The sequence below is a fragment of the Billgrantia antri genome, from assembly GCF_017868935.1.
Lineage (GTDB): Bacteria > Pseudomonadota > Gammaproteobacteria > Pseudomonadales > Halomonadaceae > Halomonas > Halomonas antri.
Map to the genome: position 1 here is coordinate 3,099,954 of NZ_CP053383.1, position 17,702 is coordinate 3,117,655.

At 66.4% G+C, this 17,702-nt stretch carries 18 protein-coding genes; 1 reads left to right on the plus strand and 17 read right to left on the minus strand.

Annotation, left to right across the window (positions count from 1 at the left end; translation table 11 throughout):
- Window positions 1-4: 4 nt before the first annotated feature.
- From HNO53_RS14380 to HNO53_RS14415, 8 genes are read right to left on the minus strand one after another with little or no spacing between them, the layout of a single operon-like run.
- Complete coding sequence (locus tag HNO53_RS14380) at window positions 5-433, minus strand: bifunctional adenosylcobinamide kinase/adenosylcobinamide-phosphate guanylyltransferase (protein WP_209473186.1); 429 nt, start codon at window positions 431-433, stop codon at window positions 5-7.
- Window positions 385-1,026 (minus strand): histidine phosphatase family protein, encoded by a 642-nt coding sequence (locus HNO53_RS14385; protein ID WP_209473188.1) that lies wholly within the window; start codon window positions 1,024-1,026, stop codon window positions 385-387. The genes HNO53_RS14380 and HNO53_RS14385 overlap by 49 nt, the downstream gene beginning before the upstream one ends.
- Entirely contained in the window at window positions 978-1,736 is a 759-nt protein-coding gene (cobS, locus tag HNO53_RS14390; protein WP_209473190.1) for an adenosylcobinamide-GDP ribazoletransferase, read from the minus strand. Before cobS ends, HNO53_RS14385 begins: the two co-directional genes overlap by 49 nt.
- Window positions 1,733-2,281 carry a bifunctional adenosylcobinamide kinase/adenosylcobinamide-phosphate guanylyltransferase gene (locus HNO53_RS14395; protein WP_209473192.1) on the minus strand — a complete coding sequence of 183 codons (549 nt, stop codon included), beginning with the start codon at window positions 2,279-2,281 and terminating at the stop codon, window positions 1,733-1,735. The genes cobS and HNO53_RS14395 overlap by 4 nt, the downstream gene beginning before the upstream one ends.
- Window positions 2,278-3,363: a threonine-phosphate decarboxylase CobD gene (gene cobD, locus HNO53_RS14400; RefSeq protein WP_209473194.1), complete on the minus strand. Its 1,086-nt coding sequence runs from the start codon at window positions 3,361-3,363 to the stop codon at window positions 2,278-2,280. Before cobD ends, HNO53_RS14395 begins: the two co-directional genes overlap by 4 nt.
- A 17-nt stretch (window positions 3,364-3,380) precedes the next feature.
- Window positions 3,381-4,376 carry an adenosylcobinamide-phosphate synthase CbiB gene (cbiB, locus tag HNO53_RS14405; RefSeq protein ID WP_209473197.1) on the minus strand — a complete coding sequence of 332 codons (996 nt, stop codon included), beginning with the start codon at window positions 4,374-4,376 and terminating at the stop codon, window positions 3,381-3,383.
- Window positions 4,373-5,428 carry a nicotinate-nucleotide--dimethylbenzimidazole phosphoribosyltransferase gene (gene cobT, locus HNO53_RS14410; RefSeq protein ID WP_209473199.1) on the minus strand — a complete coding sequence of 352 codons (1,056 nt, stop codon included), beginning with the start codon at window positions 5,426-5,428 and terminating at the stop codon, window positions 4,373-4,375. The genes cbiB and cobT overlap by 4 nt, the downstream gene beginning before the upstream one ends.
- A 56-nt stretch (window positions 5,429-5,484) precedes the next feature.
- The gene (locus HNO53_RS14415) at window positions 5,485-7,704 is read right to left on the minus strand and encodes a heavy metal translocating P-type ATPase (protein WP_209473201.1); all 2,220 of its coding nucleotides are present in this window, start codon (window positions 7,702-7,704) and stop codon (window positions 5,485-5,487) included.
- Window positions 7,705-7,821: 117 nt separating this feature from the next.
- Here HNO53_RS14415 and HNO53_RS14420 point away from each other — a divergent pair, with 117 nt between their 5' ends.
- Window positions 7,822-8,904, plus strand: coding sequence for a PA0069 family radical SAM protein (locus tag HNO53_RS14420; protein WP_209473202.1), 1,083 nt, complete (start codon window positions 7,822-7,824; stop codon window positions 8,902-8,904).
- A 47-nt stretch (window positions 8,905-8,951) separates the two neighbouring features.
- Here the strand turns inward: HNO53_RS14420 and HNO53_RS14425 are convergent, their stop codons facing one another.
- The 9 genes from HNO53_RS14425 to HNO53_RS14465 form a co-directional block, all read right to left on the minus strand.
- Window positions 8,952-9,638, minus strand: a complete 687-nt coding sequence (locus HNO53_RS14425) for a glutathione S-transferase family protein (RefSeq protein WP_209473204.1) — start codon at window positions 9,636-9,638, stop codon at window positions 8,952-8,954.
- 109 nt (window positions 9,639-9,747) lie between these two features.
- Entirely contained in the window at window positions 9,748-10,743 is a 996-nt protein-coding gene (locus HNO53_RS14430; RefSeq protein ID WP_209473206.1) for a zinc-dependent alcohol dehydrogenase family protein, read from the minus strand.
- Window positions 10,744-10,803: 60 nt separating this feature from the next.
- A complete protein-coding gene (locus HNO53_RS14435) occupies window positions 10,804-11,601 on the minus strand; it encodes a DUF2797 domain-containing protein (protein ID WP_242597638.1) in 798 nt (265 codons plus the stop codon).
- A 49-nt stretch (window positions 11,602-11,650) separates the two neighbouring features.
- Entirely contained in the window at window positions 11,651-11,935 is a 285-nt protein-coding gene (locus HNO53_RS14440) for a YeaC family protein (protein WP_209473213.1), read from the minus strand.
- A 48-nt stretch (window positions 11,936-11,983) separates the two neighbouring features.
- Window positions 11,984-12,826 (minus strand): rhomboid family intramembrane serine protease, encoded by an 843-nt coding sequence (locus HNO53_RS14445; protein WP_209473215.1) that lies wholly within the window; start codon window positions 12,824-12,826, stop codon window positions 11,984-11,986.
- Between the two features lie 209 nt (window positions 12,827-13,035).
- Window positions 13,036-14,022, minus strand: coding sequence for a metallophosphoesterase (locus HNO53_RS14450; protein WP_209478661.1), 987 nt, complete (start codon window positions 14,020-14,022; stop codon window positions 13,036-13,038).
- Between the two features lie 16 nt (window positions 14,023-14,038).
- Window positions 14,039-14,932, minus strand: a complete 894-nt coding sequence (locus HNO53_RS14455) for an NAD(+) kinase (RefSeq protein WP_209473217.1) — start codon at window positions 14,930-14,932, stop codon at window positions 14,039-14,041.
- 64 nt (window positions 14,933-14,996) lie between these two features.
- Window positions 14,997-15,866: a carboxylate/amino acid/amine transporter gene (locus HNO53_RS14460; protein ID WP_209473219.1), complete on the minus strand. Its 870-nt coding sequence runs from the start codon at window positions 15,864-15,866 to the stop codon at window positions 14,997-14,999.
- Between the two features lie 59 nt (window positions 15,867-15,925).
- Complete coding sequence (locus tag HNO53_RS14465) at window positions 15,926-17,623, minus strand: glycerol-3-phosphate dehydrogenase/oxidase (protein ID WP_209473221.1); 1,698 nt, start codon at window positions 17,621-17,623, stop codon at window positions 15,926-15,928.
- Window positions 17,624-17,702: the final 79 nt, after the last annotated feature.

Below are 17,702 nucleotides of genomic sequence, written 5' to 3' on the forward strand. Positions count from 1 at the left end.
CAGATCAAAGCGTTAGCGATTTCACCAATCCATTCCATACGTACCACACCCGCTCGCAACGTGCCGCGGCGTCCTGGGCCAGCCAGCCGTTGAGGTCGCGCAGGCGCCTGTTCTGCCGGCCGAGCGGCACGATATCGCGGCCCATCTCGAGCAGGATCAGCACGGCCTGGCCGCCCTGCTCGGCCTCCCAGGCCCGCAGTGCATCGACTTCTCGTGCCATGGCCCGGCGCAGCCGGTCATCGTCGGGCTCGGCGGCGAGCCGCTGGCCGATCCAGCGCTCCCAGCCCTCCAGCACCAGGCAGCGCTTTTCCGTCAACGAGCGCCACGCCTCGAGCCGGCTCCCGGCATGGGCGGAGTGCCAATGCGGGGCGTCGAAGCGCTGCCTTACGGCGTCGCGCTTGCCGGCGCAGGCACCGCCGATGAAGAGCTGCATTGCCAGCGTTCCCCGTCATGAGTAAACACGAACCGGCGTCCTTCGGCCTGAACGACGCCTCCTTCCCAGAAGCCAATGCCCTCGAAGCGGCGACGCAGCTCTCGAATCACCCCGCCATGGGCAACCACCAGGGCGCGATGCCGGTCGCGGGGTGCGCAGCCGTTGACGACATCGGCGAACCAGGCGTCGAGCCGTCGGCGCAGGTCGGTGGTGGATTCGCCGCCGGGTGGGGCCTGCTGGCCTTCGCTGTCGATCCAGGCGCGATAGAAGGGTTGCGATTTCAGCTCATCGTAGGTGCGCCCCTCGTAGTCGCCGAAGTCGAGCTCGCGCAGGCGCGCATCGAAGTGCGTCGGCCAGGCGCGCTCGCGCCCTTCGGTCACATGCGCCAGGGTCTGCCGGCAGCGGGTCAGGTCGCTGCAATGCACGGCATCGAAGGTTTGCGTCTCCAGCACCTCGCGCAGCCGGTCGAGGCCCGGCAGAGCGTCGGGCAGCAGCAGCGGGATATCGCGCTGTCCCTGGTAGCGTCGTTCGCGATTCCACTGCGTCAAGCCGTGGCGAACGACCACCAGCTCCAGGCGACCAGCAGCAGCCATAGCTCTCCTCCCTCGATTGCGGTTCCGACGATATCGCCATTGATGCCCTTGAAGGCACGCAGCATGCCCCAGGCATAGAGCGCCAGGAACGTCGCCAGGGCAAGGCACAGCCACACTCCTCCCGGCACCAGCACGGCCAGCGGCAGCAGCGGCAGCGCCGCGAGCCAGAGATCGCGCGGTGCCAGGTCACGCTGCCAACTGGCGGCCATGCCCTCGGGCCGTGCCGCCGGGGCCAGCACCAGCAGCGCCACGGCAGCCAGTCTCCCCAGCCCCAGGATCATCACCAGCAGCAGCAGGCTGGCGCCGACGTCGAGCAGCACGAACAGCAGCGCGGCTTTCCACAGCAGCAGGAACACCAGCGCCAGGATGCCGAAGCTGCCCACATGGGGATCCTTCATGATCTCCCACTTGCGCGTCAGCGGCGCGTTGCTGCCCAGAGCGTCGGCGACGTCCATCAGGCCGTCCAGGTGCAGCCCGCCGGAGAGCGCCACCCACAGCGTGAGCAGTGCCAGCGCCAGCAGCGGCGTGGGCAGCAGGCTCTCCAGCAGTGCTGCCGCCGCCACCACCAGGCCGCCGAGCAGCATGCCCACCAACGGATAGCAGCGTACCGCCCAGCGCCGGGTAGGCGGCGTCCAGGGACAGGCGAGCGGCAACGGTAGGTGGGTGAGGAACTGCAGCGCCAACACCAGGCCAAAGGCGGCGTCTTTCATGAGCGCTCCTCATCTCGGCGTTTCCACACCTGCGACAGCCCGGCCTTCACCTGGATCACCTCGTCCGCCTCCTGCGCCACCAGGCGGTGGGCTCGCTGCAGGAAGGCCAGGTAGCGCCACACCTCGGCGTCCTCGGGAGGCATGCCCTCGTTGACGTCGTTGGAGACGATCACCAATGCCACGTCGCGCCGCCGGGCCTCGACCAGCAGGCGCTCGATCATGGCCACCCCCTGCGCTTCGTCGAAGTCGCTGAAATAGAGCAGCTGGCTGGCCCAGAGCGTAAGGCAGTCGAGCAGCAGCGTGCTACCGGGCTCCACCCGCTCGAGGGCGGCGACGAGATCTACCGGCTCCTCCAAGGTAATCCAGCCTTCGCCTCGGGCTTGCCGATGGCGGTCGATGCGGGCCTGCCACTCACCGTCATCGCTGCGCCTGGCGGTCGCCAGGTAGTAGCGCGCCCCGCCCCGCTCGGCCTGCCAGCGCCTCGCCAAGGCTTCGGCATGAGTACTCTTGCCGGAGCGCGCCCCACCGCTGATGAAGGCGATCATGGCTCACTCCAAAGGGCAACGGCCTCGACCAGCGCCCGGTTCTCCGGCCGTGAGCGCACCGCCACCCGCAGCCAGGCGCCCTCGAGGCCGATGAAATTGTGGGTATGGCGAACGAGAATGCCGCAGCGCGCCAGGTGTTCGAGCAGCGCCGCCATGGAGCGCGACTCCCCATGCCGAAGCAGCAGAAAGTTGGCGTGGGAAGGGACGACGCTCAGCCCCAGCGCCTCGAGCTCGTCCTGCAGCCAGGGACGCTCGGCGTCGAGCCAGGCGCGGGTCTGCGTCAGATAGTCAAGATCTGACAACAGCGGCGCGACCAGCCCCGCCGCCAGGGCATTGACGCTCCACGGCGGCTGCAGCTGGGCGATACTTCCTACCGCCTCTGCAGAGCCCAACAGGTAGCCCAGCCGCAGCCCGGGAATGGCGTACAGCTTGGTCATGGAACGCAACAGCAGCAGGTTGTCGTAGCGCACCAGCAGCGGCGTGAGCCGCTCGTCGCGAATGACGAAATCGACGAAGGCTTCGTCCACCACCAGGGTGGTACCCCGCCGCAGGCCCTCCGCCAGCAGACGTTCGATCAGCTCGCGCTCGACCAGCGTTCCGGTAGGGTTGTTGGGGCGGCACAGGAACAGCGCGTCGGCCTCGCGCATGGCCTCACAGGCACGCGCTTCGTCCAGTACGAAGCACTCTTCCACCAGGGCGAAGTTCGCCACCTCGATGCCGTAGTGGTGACAGGCCCGCTGGTACTCGCCGAAGGTCGGCTGCACGATCAGGGCCCGACGCACACCACGCCTGGCCAGCAAAGCGGCGGCGAGGAAAATCGCCTCGGCCCCGCCGTTGGTCAGACGCACCTGCTCAGGTGCGAGCCCTTCGTGCCGGGCGATGGCCTCTCGCGCCTCGCGATAGTCGGGGTCGGGATAGACGGCAAGCTCCGCCACGCCAGCGGCAATCCATTGTGCCAGCCACGACGGCGGCCCCAGCGGGTTGAGATTGGCGCTGAAATCGATAACGGAACGCTCGGCCGCCAGGCCGAGGCGCGGCAATACCTGCTCCGGGCGCCCACCGTGGCTTGGCCAATCGCTCATGTGCCCTCCCGGTTCGTTCATGTCGTGGCGCTCCATGCCCAGGCCACGCCCGCCATCGACAGGAAAAAGACGACCCAGGCGCCGTGCATGTGGCGTACGGCACGCTCGATATGGGCAACCCGTAGCGATTCATACGGCTCGCCCATCCGTGCCCGCTCGGAGACCTGGCCGTGATAGTGGTTGATGCCGCCGAGCTGCACGCCGAGCAGATGGGCCATCATCGCCTCGGGCCAGCCGGCGTTGGGGCTGGGGTGGCCCGGTGCGTCGCGCCAGGTGCCGGCCAGCGCTCCCTGTCTACGCACCCCCTGCCAGCGGGCCTCCGGCAGCGCCAGGGCGGCCAACCACATGCTCAGCGCGGTGAGCCGGGCCGGTACCCAGTTGGCCAGGTCGTCGAGCCTGGCCGAGGCGTAGCCGAAATCAACATAGCGCTCGCTGCGATGGCCGACCATGGAGTCCAGCGTATTGACCGCCTTGTAGGCCAGCGCCAGCGGCGCCCCGCCGAGCAGCGCCCAGAACAGCGGCGCGGTGATGCCGTCGACCGTGTTCTCGGCCACGGTTTCCACCGTGGCGCGGGTGATCTCGGCCTCGTCAAGGGTATCGGTGTCGCGCCCGACGATCATCGCCACCGCACGGCGCGCACCTGCGAGGTCACCCCTGACCAGTGGGCCGGCCACCGCGAAGGCGGCATCGCGCAGCCCCTTGATCGCCAGCGCGCTGGCCAGCAGCAGCAGTTCGCCGCCAAGCCCCAGCCAGGGGTGCAGCCCGGCGAGCAGCGTCAGCACGCTCCAGGCCAGCGCATAGACGAGCGCCACCACGCAGCCGGTGAGCAGAAAGCCCTTGAGCCGACGAGCCTTGGGGCTGCCACGGTTCCAGCTACGCTCCAGCGCGTCGATCAGCCGCCCCATGGCGACCACCGGATGCGGCAGCCAGCGCGGGTCGCCGATGAGCAGATCCAGCACCACGGCGCCAAGCAGCAGCGCCAGCAGAGCTAGACTCAACGGCTCGACACTCATTCTGCCTTGTCACCCGAAGCCACCCCGGCCGAAGCGAAGGTGGCCATCTCGCTCAGCATGCGGCAGGCGGCCTCGAACAGCGGAAAAGCGAGCGCCGCCCCGGTGCCCTCTCCCAGGCGCAGTTGAAGGTCGAGCAATGGCCTGGCCTCGAGCAGCTCGAGAGCGGCGTCGTGGCCCGGCTCGCAGGAGCGATGAGCGAACAGCAGGTAGCCGCGCACCGCTCCTGCGAGCCGGCAGGCCACCAGCGCCGACACGGTGGCGATGAAACCGTCGACCAGGATCGGCATGCGTCGGGCCGCCGCGCCCAGGTAGGCGCCGGCCATGGCGGCGATCTCCAGCCCGCCGAGCTTGGCCAGTACTTCCAGCGGCTGGGCAGGGTCCGGCTTGCGCGCCACCAGCGCCCCTTCGATCACTTCGGCCTTATGGGACAGTCGTGAGATATCGATCCCCGTCCCTTGCCCCACCAGGCGACTCACCGAGAGGCCACTCAGGGCAGCCAGCAGTGCGCTGCTGGCGGTGGTGTTGGCGATGCCCATCTCGCCGACGATCAGGCAACGGCAGCCGGCGTCGTGACTGCGCTCGGCTGCGCGAATGCCGACCTCGATAGCGCGCTCGGCCTCGGCCAGGCTCATGGCATCCTCACGGCAGAAGTTGGCCGTGCCGCGACGCACCTTATCGCACACGACACCCACCCCTTCGACATCGCCGTTGACGCCAACATCGACGACCTCGAGCCGCGCGCCGACCTGGCGAGCGAAGACGTTGATGGCGGCGCCGCCGGCCGCGAAATTGGCCACCATCTGCGCGGTGACCTCCTGGGGAAAGGCCGAGACGCCCTCCTCGGCCACGCCATGATCGGCAGCGAACACGATCACGCCTGGCGGTGATACCTTCGGCATGGCATCGCCACTTATGCGGGCCAATTCCATGACCAGGGACTCGAGGCGTCCCAGGCTGCCGGGGGGCTTGGTGAGATTGTCGAGGCGAGTCTGCGCGGTGGCGGCGAGCGTGTCATCGACCGGGGCGATGGCGGCCAGAGTTTCGGCAAGCATGAGAGCGTCCTGACAGGGCGTGGGCAGCCGCCATCTTAACAGCCTGGCTCGGCCTGTCACGGTACCGTACCGACTGCCTCCGGCATTGCACGGTCCACTCTCACGGCTTTTCCGTCTTCACTCCACGCCAGTCGCGCCGAATTCGCCACCACGCTGAGCGAGCTGGCCACCATGGCCAGTACCGCCACCAGGGGCGGAATCGGCATGGCCAGCGCCAGTGTCAGGGCCAGCAGGTTGTAGACGCCGGAAAGCATCAGATTCTGGCGCATCACCCGACGCGTGCGACGCGCCAGGCGCCAGGCCACCTCGATCCCGGCGATCCCAGGTGTCAACAGCGCCACGCTGGCGCCCTCCTGCGCCATGGCGTTGGCACCCAGCGGCGCCACGCCGACGCTGGCGGTCGCCAGCCCCACCACGTCGTTGAGCCCGTCGCCCACGTAGAGCGAGGGCTGCGGCATGGCGGCGAGCAGCTTGCCCTTTGCCTCGGGGCTGCGCCCGGCATAGCACTCTGCCGGCTTCATGCCGACCCGTTCGCCCAGCCGCCTCACCGCCGGCTCCCTGTCGCCGCTGATCAGCGCCAGGGAAAAGCCCTGACGACGCAGTTCGGCCAGCGTCTCGGCCGCACCGGGCAGGACCGCCTCGCCCAGGATGAAGCGAGCCATCAGTACGCCATCGCAGGCCAGCAGCACTTCGCTCTCCCCCGAGTCACCGGCCTGCTCGGTGGTAACGCCCTGCTCGGCGAACCAGGCACGGCTGCCCAGCAGCAGGCTACGACCGTCGGCAAGACGTACGCGGCGACCCAGCCCCTCGATCTCCTCGCTTTCAGCCACTTCCTGGGCCTTATGTTGGCCAGCCTGCCTGGCGTACCTGTGTACGGCTCGCGCCAGAGGATGATCGCTGCCGCGCGCCGCCGCCGAGGCCAGCGCCAGCAGCGCCGGCTCAGAAAGGTTGGCCGTCGAGTGCATGGCCTGCACCTGGGGCTCGCCGGCGGTGAGCGTGCCGGTCTTGTCGAACGCGGCGCTGCGAATTCGTGCCAACGCCTCGAAGGCACCCGGGTCGCGCACTATCACGCCACGCTCGAGCGCCTGGGTGCTACCCGCCAAGCCGGCCAAGGGAATGGCCAGCCCTACGGCACAGGGACAGGCCACGACCAGGACCGATAACGCCCTCACCCAGGCCGCCTCGGCCGGCGCGCCCGCCAGCCAGGTCGCCGCCAGGGTGAGCAGTGCAAGGGCCACTGCCACGGGGCTGAGCCAGGCGGCAAAACGATCGGCCAGGCGCTGCAGTTCGCCCTTGCGGGCCTGCTGCCACCACATCTGCTCACGCAGCCGGTCCAGACGACACTCACCGGCGGGTGCGGTGACCTCGAACACCAGCGCCGTGCCGAGGTTGCGGCAGCCGGCCGCCACGGCATCACCCGGCAGGCAGCGCCGTGGGGCGCTTTCGCCGGTCAGCGGCGAGAGATCGAGTAACGCCTCGGAATCCCTGAGGGTTCCGTCCAGCGGCAGCGTCTCGCCGGACTCGACGCGCAGCCGCTCCCCCACCGCCACGGCGTCGAGCGAGCAGTCCTGCCAGGCGCTCTGCACCCAGCACTGCACTCGCGCCGGCGGCTGATGCAGCGACTGGAACGCGCGCAACCCGCGGTGACGACACAAGGTTTCCACCAGCCGGCCTACCAACAACAGCGCAATCAGCATCACCGCGGTATCGAAATAGACCTCGGGCGAACCGCGCAACAACAGCCACAGCGAAACTCCCACCGCCGTCAGCGTGCCCAGCGCCACCAGCGTATCCATGCCGGGTCGTCCCGCCCGCGCCGTGCGCCACCCGGCACGGTAGAACGGCAAGGCCACGTAGCCGATCACCGGCAGCGCAAAGGCGCCGGACACCCAGGCCATGACCAGCTCCAGTCGCGGACTTGGCATGGCGCCGACATAGATCAGCAGCGAAGCGAGCATGGTCCACATGCCGAAGGCCACGGCCATCAGCAGCCGCAGGGTGAGATAACGGCTCTCGGCACCGAGCCGCGCCTCGGCATCTTCTGCCGCCTCGGGCGGGCCGAGGCGATAGCCGAGACGGCGTACGGCAGCCGCCAGACGGGGCTCGCCGAGAGCTTCCGGCGCACCTTCCACCAGCAGGGTCGCGCTGGGGTAGTGCACGCTGGCGGTGGCGACCCCGGGCAGCCGCATCAATTGGGCCTCGACAGCCAGCGCGCAGCTGGAACACCAGAGTCCCTGCACCGAATACAACGCTTCGGTACGACTGGTGAAAGACATTTTGGAAGTTGGCGTCATGCTCATCAGCGTAATGAGCCGCGGCCATTTATCCAGCGTTGGCACTTCGTGAGCGCACCGATATACTGTATATAAATACATGTATAGAGAGCCGCCGTCATGCCGCAGTTCGACCAGCAGCAGCCGCGCAAGGGGCGCGGCGCCACCTACAACCCCGATAACCGCTTCTCTCCGACACACAGCGATACGGAGGACGACGGCTGGTGGCAGGAAGAGATGCCGACGCGCCTGGCTACGGTAGTCAGCGAGGAGCGAGCCCGCAGCGCACTGGCGTGGAACGACTCCCCCGACCTCGGCTTCGATCGCTCGCTGAATCCGTACCGCGGCTGCGAGCACGGCTGCATCTACTGCTACGCGCGGCCCAGTCACGCCTACTGGGACATGTCGCCGGGCATCGACTTCGAAACCCGACTGATCGCTCGCACCGGCCTGGTGGAGCGGCTGCACGAAGAGTTCTGCAAGCGCAGCTACGTATGCCGGCCTATCGCCCTCTCCGGCAATACCGACTGCTATCAGCCGCTGGAAGCGGAGCGTGGTTCCACCCGCGAGATACTGGCCTTCCTGCTCGAATGCCGTCATCCGGTCTCGATCATCACCAAGAGCGCCTTGGTCCTGCGCGACCTGGACCTGCTCGCCGAGCTGGCGCGCCTGCGTCTGGTCAGGGTGTCAATCAGCCTCACCAGCCTGGATACCGAGCTCAAGCGCAGCCTGGAGCCACGCGCCGCCTCGCCTGCCGCACGCCTGCGTACCATTGAACGCTTGAAGCGTGCCGGCATCCCGGTAGGTGTCATGGTCGCACCGATCATTCCGGGCCTGACCGACCACGAACTGGAACGTCTTCTCGAAGCGGCGTGCGATGCGGGGGCGGAGTCTGCCGGATGGACGCTGCTGCGCTTGCCGCGGGAAGTGGCCCCGCTCTTCGATGAGTGGCTGCAGGCATATTATCCGCTGCGTGCCGACAAGGTGATGAGCCTGATGCGCCAGTGCCGGGGAGGCGCCGAATACGACAGTCGCTTCGGCAAACGCATGCGCGGCGAGGGCATCTTCGCCCAGCTCATCGCCCAGCGCTTCGACAAGGCCTGCCGACGCCTAGGCCTCAACGATCCGGGGAAGCGAGACTCGCGCCAGCTGGACACCACGGCCTTCCGGCCGCCCCGGGCTCAGGGCGACCTGTTCAGCTGACAACGAGCTGAGGCATGCTCCGGCGGAAGAAAGCAGCTCGTGGCGAATCAGGAAGACTGCCGCCTGTCCTCGATGACGGTGCCGTTCGCCTGGACTTCGGCCTCATGGCCCGCTTCGCGCCACGGCTCGGCCAGCGCCTCCTCGTACCACTGCTGCATGGCAGGTAGCGCCAGCAGTCGTTCGACGTACTCCCTTGAGAGCGCACCGAGTTCGAGGCCAAAACTCTGCACGCGGAAGGCCACGGGAGCGAAGAAGGCATCCACTGCCGTAAAGGACTCCCCGGCCAGGAAGGGGCCGCCAAAACGCGTGAGGCCCTGCTGCCAGAGTTCATCGAGGCGGGCGAGATTGCGGGTCAACGTATCCGGCGTCCGATGCAGTTTCACTTTCACCCCGCAGTTCATCGGGCACAGGCTGCGCAGCGTGGAAAAACCGGCGTGCATCTCGCTGCTGGCACAGCGCGCCCAGGCGCGCGCCTCCTCATCGGCGGGCCATATCCCCGGATGACGCTCGCCCAGGTATTCGACGATCGCCAGCGACTCCCATACGGTGCGTTCGCCATCCTCCAGGCAGGGCACCATTCCTGAAGGGGAGAATGAGCGAAAGGTGGTCCAGTTCGAGCCAGCCTCGAAGGGGGCCAGGCGCTCCTCGAACGGGATGTCCAGGTGGCGCATCAGCACCCAGGGGCGTAGCGACCAGGAAGAGTAGTTCTTGTTGGCAATATGCAGGCGATACATGTCAGAACCCATCACAGGAGAGAAGAAAGGACAGCATAGCCTGCCAACAACGCTGCCTGCCATGCAGCCCGCACGAAATCAGGCAACCCTTCTGAACATGCAAGCCGGATCAGGGAATCAGCACCGCCGCCCCGGTCAGAGCCCCTTCGCGCAGGTCGGCCAGGGCCTGGTTGGCCTGCTCCAGCGGATAGGCACGGGTCTCGGTGAGAATGGGTACCGTGGGGGCCAACGCAAGGAACTCTTCGCCATCCTGACGCGTGAGGTTGGCTACCGACTTGACGCTGCGCTCCTGCCACAGCAGGCGATAGGGGAAGGCAGGGATGTCGGTCATATGGATACCGCCGGATACGACCACCCCACCCGGGCGCACCTGGGCCAATGCCAGCGGCACGAGCTCGCCCACCGGGGCAAATAGCAACGCGGCGTCGAGCGGCTCGGGCGGTGACTGGTCGGAACCTCCGGCCCATACGGCACCGAGCCGCAATGCAAAGGCCTGGGCAGCGTCGTCGCCCGGCCGTGTGAAGGCGTAGACCCGCTGGCCGCGCGCCACGGCCAACTGCACGAGGATATGCGCCGCGGCGCCGAAACCGTAGATTCCCAGGCAGCGATTCTCCTCACCGCCCGCCAAGCGCCAGGTGCGATAGCCAATCAACCCCGCGCAAAGCAGCGGCGCGGCGGCCTGGGCATCCTCTGCCATCAGCGGAAAGCAGTAGCGAGCATCGGCCACGCCGTACTCGGCATAGCCGCCATCGAGGGTATAACCGGTAAAGCGCGCACGCTCGCAGAGGTTCTCTCGGTCGGCCAGGCAGGCGTCGCACTCGCCACAGGTCCAGCCCAGCCAGGGCACGCCGATACGCATGCCGGGCGTCAGATGGCTGACGCCTTGCCCCGCTGCCGTGATCTCGCCGACGACCTCGTGGCCCGGCACCAGCGGCAGGCTGGGCGAAGGCAGCTCGCCATCCACGACATGCAGATCGGTTCGGCACACGCCGCAGGCCAGCACACGATATAGCACCTGGCCCGCCTGGGGTTCAGGCCGGGGCACGACGTCCAGCTGCAGCGGCTGGCCCAGGGCATGCAGTCGCATGGCGCGCATCAGGCTCATGGCTGGCTCCTGAATGACCGTGGTCTCTCTGCGGGAGCATAGCGCAGCCAGGCAGGGGAATCAGCTCACCGAGACCTCGTAGCCGGTGAACTTGCGCAGGTTGATCACGCCCGTGTCGAGGATCAGGTACTGCCCCTTGAGACCCAGCAGCGTGCCGCTCACCCGCGCCTGCTTATCGAAGTTGTGCGAGACGACCTTGCGCGGAAATTCCAGCACCGGATAGTCGAAGGCGACCGGCGCTTCGTCGAGTACCCGCAAGGTATCGATACCGAAGCGTTCGCGCAGCTGGCCGAGCCCGCTGTCAAGCCGGGCCAGAAGGCGGTCGCGCTCGGCCATGAGATCGAGCGTCTCCACCTCGCCCTTGAGCATGGCCCGCCAGTTGGTGCGGTCGGCCACCTCTTCCTTGAACAGCACTTCTACCAGGCCGGACTGCTGCCGCGTCACCACCGCCAGGATCGGCAGCGCCTGAATCGCCCCTTGGTCGAGCCAGCGCGTCGGCACCTGAGTGCCGCGGGTGATGCCCACCTTGAGCCCCGAGGAGTTGGCCAGGTAGACCACATGAGGCTGGAAACAGTGCCTTTCGGCCCACTCGGGCTCGCGGCAGGTACCGGCATCGAAGTGGCAGGTCTCTGGCTTGACGATGCAGGTATCGCACTGGGCCAGCTTCTTGAAACAGGGGTAGCAGTAGCCCTGGGCGAAGCTCTTCTTCGTCGCCCGGCCGCAGTGGGTGCAGGCGATGGCGCCCGTCCAGTGCAACTCGAGCGACTGGCCCAGGCGCGCGTTGAGATCCAGGCGATGCTCGCCGGCACGCAGCGTATACCTTGCCGGCCCTCCCTGCTCGCCGGGTACGATGGCCATCTTGCTCAGGCAGCCCTGCACGACAGGGGCCGCCTCTATCCGCCCACCTTCAATCACGGGAGGCATCCCGGGCCAGCCCGGCGAGTTCGGGCGGCACATCGGTGCCGCTGCTGCCACTGCCACAGGTGCGCTGCTGCAGATACCCGACCCGCAGTTCCTCGGGCACGTTGTTCTCGTGCTCGTAGCGAATCACCGCCTCGAGGCAAAGCTCGGTCTGCTCCGCTGTCAACATGCGTCCGTCGGGCCACTTGCGCAGCGCCACCGCCTGCTTGAGGCTGTCGTAGATGGCCGGCGTCATCTGCCGGATCATGCGCTCGAAGGTCATATCGCTCATGGGAACTCTCTCATAGGGAAAACCCTGAAATAAATCGGGCAGTGTTTCCTAGCGGCGTGCACGGCCGGAATAATACCACCCGAACAGCAGCCCCACGACCAGCCCGCCCAGGTGCGCCTCGTTGGCCACGTTGCCGAAGCCGACTGCCTCCGCCATGTCGGTCATGGTGAACACCATCCAGCCGAGCATGAACACCACCAGCATCTGCGGCACGAAGAAGCCGCTCGCCGGCGCCCGGCGCGACATCAGCCAGACATAGCCGAGCAGGGCGAAGTCGACGCCCGACATGCCGCCGAACAATACGGTGCCGGTGGCGTACTGGGCCAGGTTGGCGCCGATGCCCGCCACCAACAGGAGCATCAGCATGCGCCCGCTGCCCTGCAGCGTTTCGATCTGGCGCCCGAAGTACCACAACCACATCATGTTGAAGATCAGGTGCATCCAGCCGAAGTGCAGGAAGGCCGGCGACAGCAGCCGCCACACCTGCCCCGAGGCCAGTGCATCAGCGAGGTTGCCGAAGGCAAGCCCGCCGCCCACGACGGCAACCGGCACGATGGTCAGCATGGCCACCACGATATCCCCGAGCACGGCCATGACGGCAAATACCAGCAGCGAGATACCCAGCGCGGCGGAGGTGACCGGCACTCGGCGCAAGGCCAGCGTGAGAGCGGCCCCACCCGTCGACCGGCGCCGACGTTCCGGCATGATTCGCTCGCCGCGTTGCCAGCGGGTGAGCAGCCGGATCAAGGCATCATGCTGGCTGGGGTCGGCGAGCCACAGCACCTGCCCTTCCGTTTCCTCGGTGAAGCGGTGCCCGATGCGATGGGCCCACAGCGCTCGGCGCAGTTCGCTGGTGTCCGTTTCGTGGGGAAACAGCATGATGCGGTACATGAAATTTTCCTGAATCGATCGTTAGGGAGCATCTTGCGCTGCAGTGCCCCTTTTCTCAAATCGGCCGACGTGCGCCCATAAAAAATCCGGCGGAAGGGGGGCCGCCGGACAAGAGCAAGGGATCATTCAAGGGAACACCTATTCAGATGGACGAATCGAAAGGAAGTTCAGGGTGGCGGCAAAAAATGTTGTAAAACTTTGTATCCACTTCAATCGAAGTCGATTTCCCACGGCCTGGGCCTCGCCGCTTCTTCCTGCGGCACCCTCACCCAGACGAAATGATTGGCATCGAGCCGCCGCTCGCCGCTCCAGCGGTAGGCCACCAGACGGCCGAACTTCACCGCGCTGTAGTCGAGGCAGGCAATATTGGACGTGGGCAGCGCCGGGATACCCTCGCACCAGTAGTGACCGATGAACAGCGGCGGCTGGTCGAGCCCGTAATGCGATAATCGCGCACGCTCGGCCGAGCTCAGCTCGCGCTGCTCGAGATCGTCGGGCAGATTGTCGGGCTGGAAAATCACGTCGCCCCAGGTGCGCGGGTCGCGGGCCCAGAAGTGGGCACGGAAGCTATGCCGGGTAAAACCATCGCCGGAGTGGATCTCCACGCCTTTCGGCAGCGACAGGTGCACGCCCCGAGTCAAGCGATCGAGCACACGGTAGGCCAGAGTGTCCGGTGCCACGGACTGTTGCAGGAACGGCTCATCGATGACGCCGCCCGGACATTCGCGCTCCAGCGCATCGATCAGCGATTGGTCCCAGCAGGCATGGACCACGCGGAACCCGCCGAAATCCAGGTAGAGCGGAATCTCCATGAACCAGGCCAGGATCTCGTCCCACTCGGCGGGATGATCACGGTACTGGTCGAGGGTTTCCTTGATGATGCGGTTGTGTCGCGGCGAGTGATCGCGCAGCCACTCGCGCCCATGCTGGCGGGGCGCGCGATGGCAGTAGGCCAGCGCATTGTATTCATGGTTGCCCATGACGATGTGGGCCTCGCCCTCCTCCACCATGCGCCGGGCGATGGAAACGGCCAGGCGAATACGCGGACCGCGGTCAATCAGGTCACCGAGGAAGATCGCCTTGCGTCGTGGATGACGGTAGACGCCACCGCGCTGGTGGTATCCGAGCTTCTCTAGCAGCGCACCGAGAGTCGCGCCGCAGCCATGCACGTCGCCGATCAGATCGTAGCCTTCTATCGCCGCCTGCCTCACGTCAATCCCCTAGCCGGTTGCTCCAGCCCAGCTTGCTGCGCAGGACCTCGTAGAAGTTATGACCGAGAGGATGCACCAACTGCACCCGCTGGGGCTTCCGCTTCACCACCAGTACGTCGTCCGGCTTGGCCACCGCACGCGTCTGGCCATCGCAGCTGATGTGGGGATAGGTCTGGTTGGTCTCGCCGATGTGTACGTGAATCTCGCTGGCGGCATCGATCACGATGGGACGGCTGGAAAGGGTATGCGGGAACATCGGTACCAGTTCGATCACATCCAGCTTGGGGTGCATGATCGAGCCGCCCCCCGACAGCGCATAGGCGGTGGAACCGGTGGGTGTGGCCATGATCAGCCCGTCGCTGCGCTGGCTGCAGACGAACTGCTTGTCGATGAACAGCTCGAATTCGATCATGCGCACGGCCTTTCCGGGATGCAGCACGACTTCGTTGAGGGCATCGCCATTACCGACCAGGGTACCGTCGCGGTACAGCTCGGCATCCAGCAGGAAGCGCTCCTCGACCTCATACTGGCCGGCGAGCACCTGGCCGACACGCTCCTCGAGCTCATCGGGGGAGATGTCGGTCAAGAAGCCCAGTCGCCCGCGATTGACGCCCAATACCAAGGTACCGCTATGGCACAGCGTGCGGGCGGCACCCAGCAGGCTGCCATCCCCGCCCACCACGATGACCAGATCGCAGAGCTCGCCAAGGGTACGCCGGCTGGCCTCGGGATGGCCATGGTCGAGCAGCACGGTGGCGGTGCGGTCCTCGACGATGACGTGTAAGCCGCGCTCGTCGAGGAAGCGCAGCAGGCGCTTGAGGGTCTCGACCACCTTGGTACTGCCCAGGCGGCCGATCAGGCCGATGTTCTTGAACCCGTCGTGCTCTTTCTGCATGCCCTGCTCTCTCGGATCATGGGCGCTCATTATGGAGGCTGGGTGCAGGGCGGGCAAACTCGACTCAGGCAGCGGCAGGTGCGCGGCGGCGCAGCCACCACTCGTTGAGCACCAGCGAACCGACGATGATCGCTCCGCCCATCGCCAACCGCACCAGGTCGGCATCGCGGTTCCAGATCACCAGATTGACCAGGAGCCCGGCGGGAATCAGGGCATTGTTCATGATCGCCAGCGCCCCGGCATCGACTCGGGTGGCCCCCAAGTTCCAGAAGAAGTAACCGAGGCCCGAGGCCACCAGGCCCAGCCACATGAGCACGCCCCAGTGCACGCCCGTGGTCGGCAGCATGGCGCTGTTGCCCAGCAGTGCAAAGGCCGGCAGCACCACCGCCAGCGCACCGAGATAGAACCAGGCGAAGACGCTGTGGCGTGGCAGTTCGGCAGGCAGCGTCACGGAGAAGCGGCGGTAGCCCACCTGGCCCAGTGCGAAGCACAGGTTGGCCCCCTGGACCACGAGGAAGCCCAGCCAGAAGCCGCTGTCGATGCCGTCGTAGCGGATCACAGCCGCTCCCATGACCGCCAGAGCAGCAGTGAGCAGGTAGAACGGCGTGAAGCGTCCGAACAGGGCATCGTCGAGCAGCGTCACGTAGAGCGGCGTGAAAATGGTGAACAGCAGTACCTCGGGTACCGACAGCAGCAGGAAGGACTGGTAGAAGAAAATGTACATCACGCCGAGCTGCACGGCCCCCAGGCCCATCAGGGCCAGCCGCTGGCGCCCCTTGAGCAGCTGCGGCCGCAGGAAGGGCAGGAACACCAGGGCCGCCAGGCCGACGCGCATAAGCACCGCGAAGTAGCTGTCCACCTGGCCGGCGAGATAGACACCGATCAGCGAGAACGAGAAGGCCCAGAGCACGGTGACGCCGATGAGATAGCTCACGGTTAACGTCTTCCTTCTGTTTGGGTTGACGGGCGATTATACCGCCATGCCGCAGAGCATCAATGCGACTCTCGCTGCCGCGCCCCGGCTGCGGGCGAGGGACAAGCCTCGGGCAGGTCGGCTCCCTCGGCCGCTGCCTCGCTCCTCTCGCGTCGCGTGGTGGCAAAGTATTCGTCGAGCCGGGCATCGGCTTGATCACCGAACAGGATATTGCAAGCCTCGCGCAGACCGGGAGACTGTCGCATCGCCTCCTCGTGCACCACCAGTGCAATCTTGGAGCGTCGCCGCAGGAAGTCCTCCAGGCGCGTGATCATCTCGCGCCGCTTGGCATAGTACAGCTCGCAGCGCAGGTACTCGGTCCCCTCGATCAGTACCTCGGCCTGCCGCGGGTCTTCGCGGATCTCCTCGAGCATTTCCAGCGCATGAGTGCCGTAGCGCCGCCACAATCGGCTCGACAGCGGCTCGGAGGCATCGCTTGCGGTCAGCTCGTCGAGGTGCATCAACTTCGCTTGATGCATAAACTCACGGCGCACCTGTTCCGGCGGTTCGCCGTACCAGCGATGCTTCGGATAAGGCACCCCGATCCCCATGTCTCCTACCGCAGCGAGGATCTCTTCGCCCACATTGAGGCAATCGGTCAGTTTGCCGCCAAAGATGCTCAGGTGGGCATCGTGCGGGTTGAGGTCGATGGCATGCTTGCGCGAGAGCTGGAGGAAATCGCGCCCACCACCGCCTTCGGCCCGGATGGCGAGAGGCCTCACCCCGCAGCGGATGGAGATGATGTCTTCCTTGCCCAGCGGCTTGTCGAGCCTTAGACGCTTGTTGATGTTGTCCAGCACGAAACGAATGTCGTCTTCCGTGGCCACTACCTCGGGTCGCTCGACACGGGTATCGGTGGTACCGATGCAGGTGCGCGGCCCCATGGGAATGACGAAGAACAGCCGGCCATCGTCGGCGAAGAACGCCAGTACACGTTGGTTGTCGGTCAGTCTCGGCACGATCAGGTGGATGCCCTTGGAGTAGACGTGTCGGTGATGCGTGGCCTGACCGGTCAGCGCATTGTGTTCGTCGACCCAGGGGCCGGCGGCATTGATCAGGACCTTGGAGCGTACGGCGAATTCACGTCCGCTGACGACATCGCGTGCCTGCGTCACCCAGCCGCCACTCTCGCGTCGCGCCCCCAGCGACTCCACGTAATTCGCAGCCACGGCACCGTAGTTGAGCGCCCCGCGTACGAAGTTGAAGACGAAGCGGGCATCGTTGTCGTGCAGGTAGGCATCGGAATACTCGAAACCGCCGATGGCGTCGCGCGTGTCGATGATCGCTTCGCTATCGCGAATTGCACCCGGCGAGAGGAAACGCGGGATACGCGTGAAACCATTGCCGATCAACCAGTAGAGCCAGGCGCCCGCCCAGAGGTAGCGTGGGTGGTAGCGGAAGCCTCGTGTAATCGTGGTCAGGAAGCGAATCTCCTGCACCGTGGCAGGATAGCTCCTGATCAGGTGATTGCGACTCATGCAGAGCTTTCTTACCAGCGCGAAGTCGCGGCTCTCCATGTACTTGATTCCGCCCCACACCAGGTTGGAGGAGTGCATGCTGGTGCTGCCGGCGAAGTCGCCTCGGTCGATCAGTGCGACCCGCACGCCCTTCCCGGCCAAAGCGGCCGCCGAGGCCGCGCCGTTGATGCCGCCGCCGACGATCAGGACGTCGAACACCTCACCGTCGAGTTTGTCGATGTTGCTGCTGCGCAGTTCCATGTACGGACCTTTTGCATGCAAAAGCCCCGCTCGGCGAGCACCGAACGGGGCTGGAATGACCCGGACGGGCTACCGGAGA

What these genes read in the sequence shown, in the direction of transcription:
- HNO53_RS14465 (WP_209473221.1), bottom strand. Translation starts at nt 17,623, where the DNA reads ATGGAACTGCGCAGCAGCAACATCGACAAACTCGACGGTGAGGTGTTC.
- cobT (WP_209473199.1), bottom strand. Translation starts at nt 5,428, where the DNA reads ATGCTTGCCGAAACTCTGGCCGCCATCGCCCCGGTCGATGACACGCTC.
- cbiB (WP_209473197.1), bottom strand. Translation starts at nt 4,376, where the DNA reads ATGAGTGTCGAGCCGTTGAGTCTAGCTCTGCTGGCGCTGCTGCTTGGC.
- HNO53_RS14455 (WP_209473217.1), bottom strand. Translation starts at nt 14,932, where the DNA reads ATGCAGAAAGAGCACGACGGGTTCAAGAACATCGGCCTGATCGGCCGC.
- cobS (WP_209473190.1), bottom strand. Translation starts at nt 1,736, where the DNA reads ATGAAAGACGCCGCCTTTGGCCTGGTGTTGGCGCTGCAGTTCCTCACC.
- HNO53_RS14425 (WP_209473204.1), bottom strand. Translation starts at nt 9,638, where the DNA reads ATGTATCGCCTGCATATTGCCAACAAGAACTACTCTTCCTGGTCGCTA.
- HNO53_RS14415 (WP_209473201.1), bottom strand. Translation starts at nt 7,704, where the DNA reads ATGTCTTTCACCAGTCGTACCGAAGCGTTGTATTCGGTGCAGGGACTC.
- HNO53_RS14435 (WP_242597638.1), bottom strand. Translation starts at nt 11,601, where the DNA reads ATGGCCATCGTACCCGGCGAGCAGGGAGGGCCGGCAAGGTATACGCTG.
- HNO53_RS14445 (WP_209473215.1), bottom strand. Translation starts at nt 12,826, where the DNA reads ATGTACCGCATCATGCTGTTTCCCCACGAAACGGACACCAGCGAACTG.
- HNO53_RS14380 (WP_209473186.1), bottom strand. Translation starts at nt 433, where the DNA reads ATGCAGCTCTTCATCGGCGGTGCCTGCGCCGGCAAGCGCGACGCCGTA.
- cobD (WP_209473194.1), bottom strand. Translation starts at nt 3,363, where the DNA reads ATGAGCGATTGGCCAAGCCACGGTGGGCGCCCGGAGCAGGTATTGCCG.
- HNO53_RS14385 (WP_209473188.1), bottom strand. Translation starts at nt 1,026, where the DNA reads ATGGCTGCTGCTGGTCGCCTGGAGCTGGTGGTCGTTCGCCACGGCTTG.
- HNO53_RS14440 (WP_209473213.1), bottom strand. Translation starts at nt 11,935, where the DNA reads ATGAGCGATATGACCTTCGAGCGCATGATCCGGCAGATGACGCCGGCC.
- HNO53_RS14395 (WP_209473192.1), bottom strand. Translation starts at nt 2,281, where the DNA reads ATGATCGCCTTCATCAGCGGTGGGGCGCGCTCCGGCAAGAGTACTCAT.
- HNO53_RS14430 (WP_209473206.1), bottom strand. Translation starts at nt 10,743, where the DNA reads ATGAGCCTGATGCGCGCCATGCGACTGCATGCCCTGGGCCAGCCGCTG.
- HNO53_RS14420 (WP_209473202.1), top strand. Translation starts at nt 7,822, where the DNA reads ATGCCGCAGTTCGACCAGCAGCAGCCGCGCAAGGGGCGCGGCGCCACC.